Raw genomic sequence first — 15,712 nt, 5'->3', positions numbered from 1 at the left:
CGAGAACGGCCGCCACGCGCGCGAACTGATCGCGTTTGAAGCACCATGGACGGGCTACATCACGGTGAGCAGACGAAGGGGAACCGTCCGTGCAGTTCGAGGTGTGGGCACCGCAGGCAGACCGTGTGACGCTCCAGTGCGACGGCGCCACGCGCGCGTTGGAGCGCGATCCCGAACGCGCGGGGTGGTGGCGCGGCGAGGCCGAGGCGGCGGACGGCAGCCGCTACGGCTTCGCGCTCGACGACGGCCCCGTGCTGCCGGACCCGCGCTCGCGCCGCCAGCCGGACGGCCCGGACGGGCTCAGCGCGGTCGTCGACCAGGGACGTCACGTGTGGCGTACGGAGTGGGCGGGGCGCCCCCTGCCGGGCGCGGTCCTGTACGAGCTGCACGTGGGCACGTACACGCGCGAGGGCACCCTGGACGCGGCGGCGGGCCGTCTTGAACACCTGGTGGAACTGGGCGTCACCCACGTCGAGTTGATGCCGCTGTGCCCCTTCCCGGGGCGGCACGGCTGGGGTTACGAGGGCGTGTCGCTGTGGGCCGTGCACGAGCCGTACGGCGGGCCCGAGGCGCTGAAGCGGTTCGTGGACCGGGCGCACGAACTCGGGCTCGGCGTCGTCCTGGACGTCGTGCACAACCACCTGGGCCCGTCGGGCAACTACCTGCCCGCGTTCGGCCCGTACTTCACCGACACCCACCACACACCGTGGGGTTCCGCGGTGAACCTGGACGCTCCGGGCTCCGACGAGGTGCGCGCCTATCTGACGGGCAGTGCGCTGGCATGGCTGCGGGACTACCGGCTGGACGGGCTGCGCCTGGACGCGGTGCACGCGCTGGCGGACACGCGCGCGTGTCACTTCCTGGAGGAGCTGTCGACGGCGGTGGACGCCCTCGCCGCCGAGACCGGCCGGCCGCTGTTCCTGATCGCCGAGTCCGATCTGAACGACCCACGGCTGGTCACGCCCCGCGCGCAGGGCGGCCTCGGACTGCACGCCCAGTGGAACGACGACTTCCACCACTGTCTGCACACCGCGCTGACCGGCGAGTCCCAGGGCTACTACGCCGACTTCGGCAAGGCCCCCCTCGCGGCTCTCGCCAAGACACTCGCCGACGGATACTTCCACGACGGGACCTACTCCAGCTTCCGCGGGCGGCACCACGGACGCCCGCTGGACCGCAACCGCGTCGCCGCGCACCGGCTGCTCGGCTACAGCCAGACCCACGACCAGGTCGGCAACCGCGCCCAGGGCGACCGGCTTTCGGCCGCCCTCTCCCCCGGCCTGCTGGCCTGTGCCGCCGCCCTGACGCTCACCGCGCCCTTCACGCCGATGCTGTTCATGGGCGAGGAGTGGGCGGCCGGGACGCCCTGGCAGTTCTTCACCGACCACACCGACCCGGAGCTGGCCGAGGCCGTACGGCGGGGCAGGCGGCGGGAGTTCGCGGCGCACGGCTGGGCCGAGGAGGACGTGCCCGACCCGCAGGACCCGGCGACCCGCGAGCGCTCCTGCCTGGACTGGTCCGAGCCGCAGGACGAACCCCACGCGCGTGTGCTCGCCTGGTACCGCCTGCTCATCGCGCTGCGCCACCAACAGCCCGATCTCACCGACCCGGACCTCGCCGACACCAAGGTGGCCTATGACGAGCAGCGGCGCTGGCTGGCCTTCCGGCGCGGTGACGTACGGGTGGCGGTGAACCTGGCCAAGGAGACCGCCGCGATCCCGCTGGGGCCCCGTCAGGCGCGTGTGCTGGCGGCCTGGGAGCCGGTGGCGGCGCCGGGGGCGGACGGCGTGCTGGAGCTGCCCGGACAGTCGTGCGTGGTGCTGCTCCAGGAGTGAGCGCTTCGGCTCCCTGGTGACCCGAACGCCCTCAGAGTCCCTCCCCCTCGCCCTCCCGCAGTTCCGTCACCCGTTCCAGCAGGATCGCCTCCCAGGCGTGCTTGAGCCGCAGGCGCAGTTCGGGCAGCGGCGTGGCGTCGCGGCCCTGGAGGCGGGCGGCGAGGCCGATGACGGCGTCGCAGCGGGCGAGCCACAGTCCGCGCAGACAGGGGCGGGCGCCGTAGCCCGCGAGGGTGGCGGCGCGCACGGCGGCGGGCGCGCCGACGGTGAGCGCGAGCCCGGCGATGTCCTCCGCGGGGTCGCCGAGGACCGCGTCGGCCCAGCCGAGCACGCCGCGCACCCGTCCGTCGGCGCTGACGACGAGGTGGTCGCCGGTGAGGCCGTGGTGGACGAGGACGGCGGTGCCGGGCTGCGCGGCGAGTTGGACCGCGGCCGGCTGGGTCAGCTGGTGCAGGCGTACGGGGTCGAACTCGTCGGCGGTGGCGAGGAGTTCGGCGGCGCGTTCGGCACCGCGGCGCAGCGCCTCCAGGGAGCGCGGGGCGGTGCGCGGGACGCCGAGGGTCTCGGCCTGCCGGGCGGGCACCTCGCGCAGGCCGGTGAGCAGCGCGGCCAGGTCGGCCTCGCCGACGGCGGACACGTCGTGCTCGCGCGCCGAGCCGCCGGGCAGCTTGCTGTCGAGCGTGTACGTCAGGCCCGGTGCCCACTCGCCGTGGGCGACCCCGGTCGGGACGGCGACCGGGACATGGGCGCGGACCACGTCGCGCAGGCGCAGTTCGCGGCGCTGGCGCACGGCGGCCTCGCGGTCGGCGGCCAGGCGCAGCACATGGCGGTCGCCGACCCACCAGGTGGCGGGCTCGGCGCTCTCGGCGACCGGCCGGACGTCGGGCCCGGGCGCGTCGGAGGCGTCCTTCAGGAGGGAACGGACCAGCCGGCGGACGGTGTCCGCGGTGGGTGTCGGTGCCTGGGTCATGGTCGCGCCGTTGTCACTCGGGGTCGGGGCTCCTGAAGGCTGCTCAGTCCACCATGACCATCTCGCGGCTGGTGTCGTTGAGGCGGCGGCCGCCGTCCTCGGTGACCGTGACGATGTCCTCGATGCGGACGCCGAAACGGCCGGGCAGATAGACGCCGGGCTCCACGGAGAAGCACATGCCGGGCACGAGGGGCTGCTCCTCGCCCTCGATCATGTACGGCGGTTCGTGCGTGGTGACGCCGATGCCGTGGCCGGTGCGGTGGATGAAGTACTCGCCGTAGCCTGCGTCGGTGATGACCTTGCGGGCGGCCCGGTCGACCTCCTGGCAGGCGACCCCGGGGCGTACGGCCCGGAAGCCCGCCTCCTGGGCCTCGCGGACGAGGTCGTGCACCCGCCGCTCCTCGTCGGTGGGCTCGCCCACGTGGACGGTGCGGGAGGTGTCGGAGCCGTAGCCGTCCTTGAGGCCGCCGAAGTCGAGGACGACCATGTCGCCGCGTTCGATGACCCGGTTGCCGACCTCGTGGTGCGGGTTGGCGCCGTTGGGGCCCGAGGCGACGATGGTGAAGTCGACCTGGGAGTGCCCGAACCGGCGCAGCAGGTCGGCGAGGTCGGCGCCGACCTCGGACTCGCGGCGACCGCCGAAGGGAACCTTCCGGATCTCCTCGAACGTTGCGTCGGCAGCCGCGCCCGCGGCTGCCAGGAGCTCCAGTTCGGCCGCGTCCTTGACGGCCCGGAGCATCGGCAGGGCGTCGGTGAGCGCGGCGTAGGAGGTGTTCGGCAGGGTCTTCTGGAGGCCGAGCAGATGCATCGCCCAGGCGTTGTCGCTGATGCCGAACCGGCCACCGGAGTCGAGCAGGGCGGCGGTGGCGGCGTAGGGGTCCTTGCCGTCGGTCCAGTCGCGCAGGGTCAGCGCGGGCGCGCCGGCCGCGTGGGCGGCGTCGGGGGCCTCCAGGGTGGGGACGACGAGGACGGGGTCCTGGCCGGGGGCGAGGACCAGCAGGGTGAGCCGTTCGGTGATCGCGGTGGGGCTGTAGCCGGTGAGCCAGACGAGGTCGGGGCCGGGGGCCACGAGCAGTCCGGCGAGTCCGGCGTCGGCGGCGGCCCGGGCGGCGCGCTCCATGCGGGCCCGGTAGTCGTCGGCGGTGAAGGGCGCGGGCGTGCTGCCGGTCATCCGGGCCTCCCTGGGCGGACAGAGGACAACAGGGACTACGGGCAGCATCCTGCCCGGTCGGCGGGGGCGGCGCGAGCCGGTTCACATCCCCCGCCGGAGACCTGCTCCAGCCGCCGGCGCACCCCGGCGCGGGACAGGACGGCACGTATCCGGCCTCAGCACGGTGCTCGGTCCGCGTGAGGCCGCCACCTAACGGCTATGTGTTAACGGTCACGCATTGCTCAACCATTAGATCTAATGCTTGAATCGCTGCACACCATTAAGTCCATCAGGGGAGGCGTACGACCGTGCTCGTACTCGCGCACATCAGCGATCCGCATCTGGACGGAAGCGAACGGGCCACCACGCGCGCGAGGCGGGTGCGCGACCACTTGTGGGGGCTTCCGGGGCGGGTGGACGCGCTGCTGGTCACGGGCGACATCGCGGACCACGGCGCGGAGGCGGAGTACGAGGAGGCCGCGGGCCTGCTGGGCGACGCGCCGTTCCCCGTGCTGACCTGCCCGGGCAACCACGACAGCCGCGCCCCCTACCGCAAGGCGCTGCTCGGGGTGCCGGCGGCCGACGGGCCGGTCAACAGCGTGCACGTCTTCGACGGCGCGGCGGTGCTGATGTGCGACTCCAGCATTCCGGGCAGCGACGAAGGCGCCCTGGACGAGGAGACGTACGACTGGATCGAGACGACGCTCGACGAGCTCGGCGGGGACCGGCGGGCGCTGCTCGCCTTCCATCACCCGCCGGTGGCGGTGCATCACCCGTTGCCGGACGCCTACCAGTTGCGCGACGCCGACCGGCTGGCCGCGCTGCTCGAACGCCGCCCCGAGATCGCGGGGCTGATCACGGGGCACGCCCACACCCCGGCGGCGAGCGTCTTCGCCGGGCGGCCGCTGGCCGTCGGGCCGGGGGTGACCTGGACGCTGCGGCTGCCCTGGGAGGGCGAGCAGGTGGCCGACCGGGACGCGCCCGTAGGGCTGGCATTCCATGTCCTGGACGACGACGGGCGGCTCACCAGTCACTTCCGGGTGGTCACGTGACGATGCCGGGTACGGCGGTCAACTGCTGGTAGCCGCCGCTTTGGTGACGGACCGTCAAGGTGACTTCCTCGCCGGGGCGGGCGGCGGCGACGGCGCGCGCGAGGTCGGCCGCCGAGTCGACGCGCGCCTTGCCGAGTTGGAGGAGCACATCGCCCCGGACCAGCCCTGCCGTGTAGCCGGGCCCCGGCACATGGACGCCGACGAGCAGCGCGCCCACCTTCTCCGCGTCCACCGCCTCCACGCCGAGCGTCGCGGCGATCCGGATCGAGGAGGACGGGGTGGGCGACGGGGACGGCGCGGGGGCCCGGTGGACCGGGGCGGCCGGGCCGGGTGCGGGCGACCCGCCCAACTCCCTCTGCATCTGCGCGAGTCTGCTCAGGCCGATCACCGTGGCCCCCACGGTGCCGAGGCCGACCCCTGACAGCACCAGGACCGTCCCGACGAACAGCGCGAGCAGCAGGGTCCGCAGCCGTCGACCGCGCCTGCGGGCGGCGTGCGGGCGCCGGGCGGGGCCGGGCCTGGAGCCGCCGCCGGGCTCCTGGCCGGGCATCGGCTTGGGGCGCAACGCGGTCTGTTCCATGGCTCGCCTCCGGCGGACGCGGGTCGCCTCCGGCGGATACGGAGCGGTCCCGGCTGGTGCTCTACCCGTCACACCGGCGCCCGACGTGCCACGAACGAGTGAGACTGACCGGCGGTCAACAGAGGGAAGCCATAGGCGTCACGGGCATGGGCGGTACGGGTCCGCTCACCCCGTCAGTACGTCCACCAGCCGCGCCGCAGCACCCCGCGGCGTCCCCGTGTGCACCAGTTCCGTCCGGTGGACGACCCGGGGCGCGGTGAGCGGGACGGCGGTCGTGTGCGGGACGCCGGTGGCCACCGAGCGGGGCAGCAGCGTCAGACCGCGGCCGGCCGCGGCGAGGGACCTCAGGGTGTGGAGGTCGGTGCCGTCGTAGCGCAGGGCGGTGCGGAAGCCCTGGCCACCGTTGGCCGCGCGGAGATGGGCCAACGGGAGGCCCGCGTCCGGGGCGTCCAGCCAGCGGGCGTCGGCCAGGTCGCCGAGGCGCAGTCCGGAGCGCCGGGCCAGCGGATGGTCGGCGGGCAGGAGGACGCAGACCGGTTCCTCGCCCGCGCCGCGCGTGGTCAGCGGTGCGACGTCGGGCAGCCGCAGCGGGTCGCTGGGGGCGGCGAGGCCGTCGACCAGGCCGAGGTCGGCGGCGCCTGTCGCGACGGCGGCGGCGATGGCGTCGCGGGCGAGCACCCGCAGGGTCACCCCGGCCGCCGGGAGCGCGGCGAGGACCCGGGCGGCGAGCGCGGTCGGCGCGGCGGCGAGCGTGAGTCCGTGTTCGGGCGCGGACGCCATGCGGACGACGTCCGCGCGGGCCGCGTCCAGCCGCAGCAGCAGCGGGCCCGCGTGCTCCAGGAGCCGCTCTCCGGCCGCCGTGGGCACGACGGGGCGGCGGGTCAGCAGCGGAGCGCCCAGGTCCAGTTCGAGGGCCTGGATGTGCTGGGACACCGCGGACTGGGTGTAGCCCAGTTCCCGCGCGGCCTCGGAGAAGGAGGCGAGCCGGGCGACGGTGACATAGGTGCGCAGAAGGTGCGGGTCCATGCCGACAGCCTCTCATCGGCATCGCGGCTCATCAGCATCGCTTATCGAGCATCCAGAAATCATCGTTGGACGCGATCCTGGGGGCGAGCCCAGGATGAGGGCATGACGAACGCAGCTGACCGCACCGCGCGGATCGCCCTGGTCGGCGACCGCTCTCCCGACGTCGCCTCCCACGCCCGTGTCCCGTTGCTCCTCGACTCCCTCGCCGAACGCGACCGGCTCGTCCTGGACGCCTACTGGATCCCCTCCGAGGAGGCCGCGGCCGAGGACGCCGTGTCCGGGTTCGACGCGGTGTGGGTGCTGCCGGGCAGCCCCTACCGCAGCGAGGAGGGGGTGCTCGCGGCGATCCGCACCGCGCGCGTGGCGGGCATTCCGTTCCTGGGCACATGTGGCGGGTTCCAGCACGCGCTCCTGGAGTACGCCCGCGACGTGTGCGGCCTCGCGCGCGTGGCGCACGCCGAGAACGACCCCGACGCGGACGACTTCCTCATCGAGCCGCTGGCCTGTTCGCTGGTCGGCCACGAGGGCGTCGTCACGATCGAGCCGGGCTCGCTCGCCCAGTCCGTGATCGGTTCGGAGCGCACGGTCGAACGCTACTTCTGCGCGTACGGCCCCTCCCGCCACCTCGACACCCTGCGCGCGCACGGTCTGCGTTTCTCCGGGTACGACGAGGACGGCCACGTCCGGGTCGTCGAACTGCCGGGCCACCCGTTCTTCCTGGCCTCGCTGTTCCAGCCCGAGTTGTCCGGCGACGGCTCGCGCCCGCACCCGATGGTCCGGGCGCTGGCGCGGGCCGCCGTGGCACACGCGGCGCGGCGGGAGCCTCAGCCCGCCGGGTGACCTCCGTGGTGGCCGCCGCCGTGGTCGAACTTCAGCGCCTCTGCGGGCATCACCACGAAGGGCCGCATCATGCCCATGTCCTCGTGCTCCAGGAAGTGGCAGTGGTACATGAACCGGCCGTACGCGCCGTCGAACCTGCCCATGATCCGCAGCATCTGACCGCCGGGCACCCGGTAGACGTCCTTGTAGCCGCGCTCGTTGGGCGCCAGCGGGATCGTGGCGCCCGGTTCGAAGGCGATCGGCGTACGCGTGCCGCCGACCGCCTGGTCGAAGCCGGTCACGACGTACGGGTCGCGCCCGAGCGCCTGGAAGTCGGCCAGGTGGATGTGCATCGGATGGGTGATGGGCGCGAGGTTGAGGAAGCTCCACTGTTCGTGGCTGCCCTCGGCGATGGTGAAGCCCAGGCCGTCGTTGAAGGTCCGTGCCGTGCGCCGGTAGGTCCTGGTGGTGCCGTCAGGACCGGTGACCTGGATGACCCCCTCCGCGGGGAACACGATGCCGCTCGGGTCCTCGACCTCGGCCATCTCCCAGATCTCGGGGTGCCCGCCGCCGCCCTTGGTGCCGGGCGGGGTGAGCACGATCAGCCGGTGGCCGTGCGCCACGTCGTGGGTGATCCTGCGGAAGGAGCCGGAGAGCACCTCGGGCAGTTCGAAGGTGTCGTCGTCGCAGCCCTCGCGGACGCGGAACTCCATGACCGCCGGGTAGCGCACGCCGCCCACCGGGTCGGGCACGCCCGCGGGGTGCCCCGGCCCCTTGTTGACCAGGCGGAGCCTGCGGCCGGCGAGGCCGCGGAAGTCGACCAGCAGGTCGAAGCGTTCGGCCGGGGCGGCGGTCAGCGTGGGCTGCGCGGCGTCGAAGTCGATCGGCACCGGGCGCGGCAGCAGTCCGCCGTCGCTGCCGATCTGGTGCACGATGCCCGGCACCGGGTTGTCCTCCTCGTCGAGGAGGACCAGTTCGTAGATCCGCGCGTTGGACGCGTTCACCAGACGGAAGCGGTACCAGCCGTCCTCCACGTCCGCGTACGGCCAGATGCGGCCGTTGACGGTGGTGTACGGGCCCGCGAAGGGCAGCGTCACCGGCTTGCCCGTCTCCGGGTTCGCGGGGTCCACCACGATCGTCTTGTGCAGCAGCCGTCCGTTGAGCCGGCCGTCCTCGTCGGTGTCGAGGTTGCGGTCGGCGAGAAGCAGCGGGATCTCCCGCTCCCCGTAGGGGAGATGCAGCGCTTCCTCCTCCTCGTCGCGGACGAGGTAGGTGCCGTAGAGACCCGCCATCACGTTCCACCGGGTGATGTTCATGGCGTGGTCGTGGTACCACCACTGCACCGCCTGGTGGTCGTTCGGGTACTCGGAGAGCTGGGCGTCGCCGGAGCCGACCGCGTTGTCCGCCCAGCCGTCGTTGCCGCCGCCCGTCTGTGCTCCGTGCAGATGGGTCACGGACCAGGCGGGCAGGGCGGCCACGTCCTCGTTGGGCTTGACGCCGCCCCGGCCCGGCTCGGTCGTGGCGGGCGGGGTGCCGGGCGGTCGGGCCGGCACCTCCACGGCGGTGACCGGGTACTCGCTGCCCTGGGGGATGCGGTTGGTCCAGGCGATGCGGATGCGCTGCCCGCGCCGCACCTCGATCGTCGGACCCGGCACCAGGCCCTCGTAACCCCACATCAGCGTCGGCGGCAGCTGTGGGTGCATGCGCACCCAGGTCGGGTGCAGGGCGATCTCCGTCTCGCGCAGTACGTTGCCCGAGTCCGGGCGCAGGACCGGTGGGACGGGTAACGGCGCCACGTACGGCGTCAGTTCACCCGGGGCCGGCGTCTGCTCCTTCGGGTCCCCTTCGGTGATCCTCTCGATGATCTCGGTCAAGGCCGAACACCCCCGTGCGTTCTGTCGTCTGTTCCCCTCACCCCACAAGACCGCGGGTTCAGCGACGGAGTTGCCTGAACGCCTCGTTCCGTCCGAAAACTTTCGGGAAACATAATCGGAATCATCAAATCCTGTTGTCGGCGGCGGCTGTTACGTTCTGCGACATGAACGATCACGCCCTGCGGCTCCTCCTCCAAGACCCCCGCCTGGCCGAACTCGCCGCGTATCCGTTCGACTTCGACGTCGAGCGGGCCGGGTACGGCCATGTGGAGCCGGTCCGCCTCGCCTCGGGCGGCCCGCTGCGGATCATCGCGGGCGACGCCGGGGGCGGCACGTACTTCGTGTGCGAGGACGGCTCGGTGCTGTACGCCGACTCCGAGGGCTCCGCCGGGATCGTCGGCGCAAGTGTCGACGAGGCGCTGGAGATCATGATCGGCCTGGAGGACGCGGAGGACCACGACGAGGACGACGAGGACACCGAGGACGGCGGCGGCCTCGGTCTGGAGCGGGCGCGAACCGAGCTGCGCGCCGCGCTGGGCTTTGTGGAGCGACCGCGCGCGGAACTGGAGGCCCTGCTGGACGCCGCACTGGCCCGCACCGAACCCGACTTCCTGCTGCTCAACGCGGAGGAGGGCCGCGCCTATGACCTCATCGGCCCGCCCCCGCCACCGCTCTGGGAGCCCGTCCTCGCGGCGGGCCGCGCCGATCTGGCCGCGCTGCGGACGCCGGACCGCGCGGTGTGGGACGCGGTGGCCGAGGCTCCCGTACGACGCCGACTCGCGCTGCGGGCCGCGCAGTTCGACCGCGCGGAGGGCGACCTCGCCCTGCTGCGGCATCTTCTGCGGCACGAGGCGCGGTCGTCGATGAGGGACGAACTGCGCCTCGCCGCCGTGCTGGTGGGGCATTACGGCCGTGCCGAGGACCTGCCGCTGCTGGACGAGGTGCGGCGGACGGACTTCGACACGGCGTGCGGACTGAGCGAGCTTCCCGGCCCCGCCGCCGACCCGGCCGAACTTCGCCGGTGGGCCCGGGAGACGGACGCCCTGCTGTTCGGCGCGGACCCCGCCGACGAGCCGCTGTACACCTGGACCGACCTGGCCGTGGACCAGGGCCTGACGAACCTCGCCCGGTGCGCGCTGATCCGCCGGTTCGACGCCATCGAGCTGGACCAGGGCCTCCTGCGGCAGGACGGCGACCCCACTCGGCTGGACACCGCCGAACTGTCGTCCCTGGTCGACGACTTCGAGCGGATCGGCGAGCCGGGACAGGCGCTGCGCGTCCAGCGCCTGCACACGGCGCTCCAGGAGGCGGCGTGCGACCGGGTCTCGGCCCGGCTCACCCAGGCCCGTCTGGAGCGGGAGGCGGGGCTCCTCCCCTCGGCCGACCGCACGCTGGCCGCGCTCCGGGGCACCCTGGCCGAACCGGGCGACGACTCGCTGGGCTTCTGGCGCGGCACGAGCCTTGGCCGGTACATCGCCGAGGAGCACTTCGAGCTCGCCCTCGCCCTGGCCGACGCCGGCTCCGGCGAGGAGGCCCGCGCGGTGGTGGGCGCCGCCGAGGCGATACGCGGCGAGCTCGCGGAGTTCCCCGCGAGGGGCGTCCGGGAGCTCGCAGAGCGGGCCGCCGGACGGGTGCGCGGGCTCAGCTGACCAGGGGCAGCGGCGGCCGCGGTGCCGGGGAGCGGTCCGGCAGGAAGCCGTGGGCGCGCCGCGCCAGGAAGTCGGCCTGGTAGCGGTCGACCGTCCGATGCCAGTGCAGGATGCCCGCCATCCAGTGCTGGAGGTCGAGGACGTACTTCCGCATGACCTCGCGTGCCTCGGCACGGAGGCCGAAGTCCTCGTACACGACGGGCAGTTCGTGGGCGGCGACATGCTGGAACTGGCGCATGCGCTGGGTGGTGAGGTCGTGGACGACCCCGAGGGCGGCCGGGTAGTCGATGCCGAAGAAGTTCTGCACGACGAGGATCGAGTTGTGGATCTCGCCCTCGTACTCGATCTCCTTCTGGTACGAGAAGATGTCGTTGAGCAGGCACGCGTAGTCGACGGCGGCGTTCTCCAGCAAGCGGACGGGGCCGCTGCGGTAGACCTCGGGCGGGACGGCGGGGCCGTGGCCGTTGCGGCACAGGTTCAGGGTGAGGTCGGAGCCGAAGGTGGCGCGGCGCATCTCCAGATAGTCGACCGGGTCGGGGACGCGGTGCTGGATCCGGTTGGAGAGTTCCCAGAGCCAGCTCTCGGTCATCACGTTCACCGCGTTCTTCAGGGAGCACCGCGCGTCGTGGGTCATCTCCGCCGTGGTGCGGGTCCACAGGTCGACGAGGCCGCGCTCCATGCCGTTGGCCGGGGCGGGGATCTCCTCGCCGTCGACGGGCATGCAGTCCGCGAGCCGCCGGGTGGCCGCGCGGGCGGCGGCGAGGTCGCGGCGGTGGCCGAAGACCAGGGGGTAGTAGTCGTCGGCGTACGTCCCCCAGGCCAGCCACCGGGCGCTGAGGTCGAGGTCCTCGGGGGTCGCGTCCGGGTCGAGGCCGGCGGCGCAGAGCGCGAGGTCGGCGGCGGCGAGGCGGTCCTCGTCCCAGACGCCTTCCTGGAGCATGCCCATGCCGTGCATCCAGGCGGTGAGTCGGGGGCGGGCGGCGTTCAGATGGGGGCTCAGCTCGACCTGGAAGGGCATGTGGAAGTCGGGCAGCAGGGACGGACCGACCTTCTGGTACGGCACATGCGTGTAGGCGCGCAGGCGTTCGGCGGCGGCCGAGGCGAGCAGGGCGCCGACGTCGGCGGCGGAGGTGCCGGGGCCGGTGAGTCCCTGCCAGGGCGAGGTCGGGCGGGCGCCCTCGTTCATGTAGCGGCTGGAGCGCAGATGCCATTCGTGGCCACCGGACTGCCAGTCCTGAAGTCCCTTGGCGTAGGCGGCGACCGCGGCGGCCTCGGGCGCGGTGAGACCTTTCTCCAGGGCGAGGGCGGGCACCTCGGTCAGGGCGGTGTGCTCGAACTGGTGGAGGCGGGAGGTCAGGACGTCGTTGACGGTGTCGGCGGCCTCCTGTGTCGTACAGCCGAAGAAGGTCTCCAGGACCAGCACGCCGTTGCTGTTCTCGCCCTCGTCCTCGACCTCGCGCTGGTAGGAGAACAGGTCGTTGCGCAGGTGCACGGCGTCGGAGAACGTCTCCATGAGGACCCTCAGCGGCCTCGACCCCGCGACGCGGGCGGGGACTTCGGCGCTCGCGTACTCCACGAGCCCCGCCGACCAGGGCGCGCCGCCGACCTTGCGGCGCATCTCGATGTACTCGACGGGGTTGGCGACCCGGCCCTCGTCGATGTTGGACAGCTCCCACAGGGACTCGTTGAGGAGGTGCTCGGTGGCCACCGCGAAGCGGCGCCGCCAGTCCGCCGACATGGCGGGCACGGTCCGCGTCCACAGATCGGCGAGCCCCGCCTCGACGGGGTTGCGCGGCTCGGGCATCGGGGCCTGGGGGTCCATCGGCATGAACAGCGGCAGCCGGTCCAGATGGGCCTTGCCGGCGGCGCGGTCCGGGGTGCGTTTGAACATGTCCAGGAAGTGGTCGTCGAAGAAGAAGACCCACACGTACCAGTCGGTGATCAGGGAGAGGGCGGGACCGTCGCAGTCGGGGTGGGTGTAGGCGCAGAGCAGTCCGTAGTCGTGCGCGTCGAGGTCGGACTGCTCCCAGATCCCGGACCCCTCCAGCATGCCCATCTCGCGCGCCCACGCCGTGGAGTGGGCCCGGGCCTCGTCGAGATGCGGGTTCAGCCGCGCGGGATACGGCATGTAGAAGTGCGGGAGTTCGAAGGGCTGCTGCGTCATGGCCCGGGCTCTACCCACGCCTTTCGGGGGACATCCGCCGCGCGGCACATGATCACACCATCGCGTGAATCAGGGGCGAACTCGACGATTTCCGGCGGCACTTGCTCTCGACCGAATCCGGCGGGACACGGGGGACCACGGGTCAGCCGCCCCGGACCGCCCGGCCCACCTCCGCCCGTAGCGCCACGAACTCCGGCAGTCCGCGGGTGCCGATCTGCTCCCGCTTGCCGGGGAGTTCGACCGGCAGGTCGAGGACGACGTGGGAGCCGGGGCCCGGGGACAGCACGACGACGCGGTCACCGAGGTAGACGCTCTCGTCGATGTCGTGGGTGACGAACACGATGGTCGTGCCGTCGGTGCGGTGGACCTCCAGGAGGAGGTCCTCCAGGTCCTCGCGGGTCTGGGCGTCCAGGGAGCCGAAGGGCTCGTCCATGAGCAGCAGCTCGGGGCGGCAGACCAGGGCGCGGGCGATGGCGACGCGCTGCTGCATTCCGCCGGAGAGCTGCCAGGGGTGGCGGCGGGCGGTGCCGTCGAGGCCCACGCGGTCCAGGATGCGCTCGGCCTCGGTTCGGCGCTCGGCGCGGCCGAGGCCCTGGCGGCGCAGCGGGAGGGCGACGTTGTCGCGGACCGTGAGCCAGGGGTAGAGGGAGCGGCCGTAGTCCTGGAAGACGACCGCGAGCCGGTCGGGGACGCCGGTGACGGGGGAGTCGTCGAGGGTGACCTCGCCCTCGCGGGCGGGCAGCAGTCCGGCGACGGTCCGCAGGAGGGTGGACTTGCCGCAGCCGGACGGGCCGACCACACACAGGAGTTGGCCGTCGGGGACGGTGAGGGTGAGGTCGTGGAGGACCGGGTGGTCGCCGTAGGACTGGCCTACCGCGTCGAGGTGGAGCGTCATACGGTCGCCCTTCCCTTGCCGACGAGGCGCTTCTCGACCGCCAGCAGGCCGGTGTTGAGCAGATGACCGAGGGCTCCGAGCAGGACCAGGGCGGCCCATACGGTGAGCAGGTCGGAGCGGGTCTGGGCGTCGGTGAGGGTGAAGCCGATGCCGTTGGCGGTGCCCGGCAGCAGTTCGGAGAACACCATGAGGATGAGGGAGAGGGACAGGCTCAGCCGCAGGCCCGCGAAGATGCGGGGCAGGGCGGACGGGAGGATCAGGAACAGGAGTCGCTCGGCGGGGCCCAGGCGGAGTACGGCGGCGACGTCGAGGCGCAGGGGGTCGGTGTCGCGGGCGCCCTCCGCGGTGTTGATCAGCACCGGCCAGACGGCGCTGAAGACGATCGACGCGATCTGCATGGGCGTACCGAAGTCGAAGACCACGACGAACACCGGGACCAGGGCGGGTGGTGGGACGGCCCGCGCGAACTGTAGAACGGGGTTGCAGACGGCGTACGCGCGCCGCGAGCGGCCGACGGCGACGCCGAGCGCGATCCCGGCGACGGAGGCGAGCGCGAACCCCGCGGTCATGCGGCCGAGGCTGGGCAGGATGTCGGCGACGGCGGCCTCGGTGAGGAACACATGCCGGACGGGGCCCGAGAACCACAGGTCGTACATGTGGTGTGCGATGCGTACGGGTGGCGGGAAGTAGACGCTCGCGTGCGCACGGGCGGCCATCTCCCAGACGGCCACGGCCAGAGCGAGGACGACCCAGCGGAGGAGGGCGTGCCGCAGGCCGGCGGGGATGCGCGCCTCCCGCGCCTCCCGCGCCTCCGGAAGCTTCCCCTGGCCGCTCACCACCCCGGCCCCTCCCATGCGCCGCTCACCACCCCGGCCCCTCCCATGCGCCGCTCACCTCCCCACCCCGGTCCCTCGCTCCCGCTCCCCCGCCGTCCACGGGAACAGCAGGCGCTCGCCCCGGATCAGCACCCCGTTGATGACGAGCCCCAGCACCCCCGCCCACACCACTCCCGCGAGGACGTCCCGGGTGCCGTCCGTGGCGAGGCCCGACCGGGCGATGAAGATGCCGAGGCCCTCGCCGAAGCCGGAGAGGATCTCGGTGGCGACGGCCAGGACGAGGGCGACCGCGGCGGAGATACGGATGCCGGCGGCGATGAAGGGGGCGGTGCCGGGCAGTTCGACCCGGAGCAGGACCGACAGGCGGCCGAAGCCGAAGGCGCGCAGGGTGTCCTTGGCGAGGGGATCGGTCTCGCCGAGGCCGTAGACGGTGTTGAAGAGGATCGGCCACACGGACGCGTAGGTGACGAGCGCGACCTCGGTCTCCGTGCCCGAGCCGAGCAACAGGGAGACCAGCGGGATCAGTGCCACGGACGGAAGGGGCCGCAGAAACTCCACGACCGCGCGGGCGGCGGCGTCGACGACCGGGACGCTGCCCAGCAGCAGACCCAGCGGGACGGCGAGGAGGACGGCCAGCAGCAGACCGAGCGCCCAGGCGCGCAGGGTGGCGCCGACGCCGCCCAGGAACGCGCTGTCGCCCGCCAACTCCGCTGCGCGGGCGAGGACTTCGGACGCCGGAGGGAGATAGCTGCGGCGGACGATCCCGGCCCGGCTCACCGCCTCGCACACCCCGAAGGCGAGCAGCACGCCGAGCGCCCCGAGCCCCAGCTCCTGTCGCCGCCTCACCTCACGTCTCCCGGGA

Annotated in this window: 13 protein-coding genes; 4 read left to right on the top strand and 9 right to left on the bottom strand. The window is 73.1% G+C overall.

What is annotated here, in order from left to right; all coding sequences use genetic code 11:
• The first annotated feature begins 89 nt into the window (after window positions 1-89).
• Window positions 90-1,835, top strand: coding sequence for a malto-oligosyltrehalose trehalohydrolase (treZ, locus tag ACIHIX_RS07110; protein ID WP_399950951.1), 1,746 nt, complete (start codon window positions 90-92; stop codon window positions 1,833-1,835).
• Between the two features lie 31 nt (window positions 1,836-1,866).
• Here treZ and ACIHIX_RS07105 read toward each other — a convergent pair whose 3' ends face one another.
• Both ACIHIX_RS07105 and ACIHIX_RS07100 read right to left on the bottom strand, forming a co-directional pair.
• Entirely contained in the window at window positions 1,867-2,805 is a 939-nt protein-coding gene (locus tag ACIHIX_RS07105; protein WP_399950948.1) for an aminoglycoside phosphotransferase family protein, read from the bottom strand.
• A 43-nt stretch (window positions 2,806-2,848) separates the two neighbouring features.
• Window positions 2,849-3,976, bottom strand: a complete 1,128-nt coding sequence (locus tag ACIHIX_RS07100; protein WP_399950945.1) for a M24 family metallopeptidase — start codon at window positions 3,974-3,976, stop codon at window positions 2,849-2,851.
• 287 nt (window positions 3,977-4,263) lie between these two features.
• On the opposite strand from ACIHIX_RS07100, the gene ACIHIX_RS07095 reads away from it, so the two are divergent.
• The gene (locus ACIHIX_RS07095; protein WP_399950943.1) at window positions 4,264-5,007 is read left to right on the top strand and encodes a metallophosphoesterase; all 744 of its coding nucleotides are present in this window, start codon (window positions 4,264-4,266) and stop codon (window positions 5,005-5,007) included.
• On the opposite strand, the gene ACIHIX_RS07090 is transcribed toward ACIHIX_RS07095, so the two are convergent.
• Window positions 5,000-5,587: a PDZ domain-containing protein gene (locus ACIHIX_RS07090; RefSeq protein ID WP_399950940.1), complete on the bottom strand. Its 588-nt coding sequence runs from the start codon at window positions 5,585-5,587 to the stop codon at window positions 5,000-5,002. The two genes, ACIHIX_RS07095 and ACIHIX_RS07090, sit on opposite strands and share 8 nt — an antisense overlap.
• A 165-nt stretch (window positions 5,588-5,752) precedes the next feature.
• On the bottom strand, window positions 5,753-6,613 hold the full coding sequence (locus tag ACIHIX_RS07085; RefSeq protein WP_399950937.1) for a LysR family transcriptional regulator: 861 nt from the start codon (window positions 6,611-6,613) through the stop codon (window positions 5,753-5,755).
• A 102-nt stretch (window positions 6,614-6,715) separates the two neighbouring features.
• Between ACIHIX_RS07085 and ACIHIX_RS07080 the strand changes: the two genes are divergently transcribed.
• Window positions 6,716-7,453 carry a hypothetical protein gene (locus ACIHIX_RS07080; RefSeq protein WP_399950934.1) on the top strand — a complete coding sequence of 246 codons (738 nt, stop codon included), beginning with the start codon at window positions 6,716-6,718 and terminating at the stop codon, window positions 7,451-7,453.
• On the opposite strand, the gene phsA is transcribed toward ACIHIX_RS07080, so the two are convergent.
• Window positions 7,438-9,306: an O-aminophenol oxidase PhsA gene (gene phsA, locus ACIHIX_RS07075; RefSeq protein ID WP_399950931.1), complete on the bottom strand. Its 1,869-nt coding sequence runs from the start codon at window positions 9,304-9,306 to the stop codon at window positions 7,438-7,440. The genes ACIHIX_RS07080 and phsA overlap by 16 nt on opposite strands.
• A gap of 164 nt (window positions 9,307-9,470) precedes the next feature.
• Between phsA and ACIHIX_RS07070 the strand changes: the two genes are divergently transcribed.
• Window positions 9,471-10,955, top strand: a complete 1,485-nt coding sequence (locus ACIHIX_RS07070; protein WP_399950928.1) for a hypothetical protein — start codon at window positions 9,471-9,473, stop codon at window positions 10,953-10,955.
• On the opposite strand, the gene cyc2 is transcribed toward ACIHIX_RS07070, so the two are convergent.
• From cyc2 to ACIHIX_RS07050, 4 genes are all read right to left on the bottom strand, one after another.
• Complete coding sequence (gene cyc2, locus ACIHIX_RS07065; protein WP_399950925.1) at window positions 10,948-13,119, bottom strand: germacradienol/geosmin synthase Cyc2; 2,172 nt, start codon at window positions 13,117-13,119, stop codon at window positions 10,948-10,950. The two genes, ACIHIX_RS07070 and cyc2, sit on opposite strands and share 8 nt — an antisense overlap.
• 142 nt (window positions 13,120-13,261) lie before the next feature.
• Window positions 13,262-14,014 carry an ABC transporter ATP-binding protein gene (locus ACIHIX_RS07060; RefSeq protein ID WP_399950922.1) on the bottom strand — a complete coding sequence of 251 codons (753 nt, stop codon included), beginning with the start codon at window positions 14,012-14,014 and terminating at the stop codon, window positions 13,262-13,264.
• A complete protein-coding gene (locus ACIHIX_RS07055) occupies window positions 14,011-14,850 on the bottom strand; it encodes an ABC transporter permease (RefSeq protein WP_399950919.1) in 840 nt (279 codons plus the stop codon). Before ACIHIX_RS07055 ends, ACIHIX_RS07060 begins: the two co-directional genes overlap by 4 nt.
• A gap of 54 nt (window positions 14,851-14,904) precedes the next feature.
• Window positions 14,905-15,696: an ABC transporter permease gene (locus ACIHIX_RS07050; protein WP_399950916.1), complete on the bottom strand. Its 792-nt coding sequence runs from the start codon at window positions 15,694-15,696 to the stop codon at window positions 14,905-14,907.
• Window positions 15,697-15,712 lie beyond the last annotated feature (16 nt).

The organism is Streptomyces sp. NPDC051913 (genome assembly GCF_044593635.1).
In the GTDB taxonomy this organism is placed as follows: Bacteria; Actinomycetota; Actinomycetes; order Streptomycetales; family Streptomycetaceae; genus Streptomyces.
Note: the sequence above shows the minus strand (reverse complement) of the source record. Positions and strands in the feature narration are given on the sequence as shown.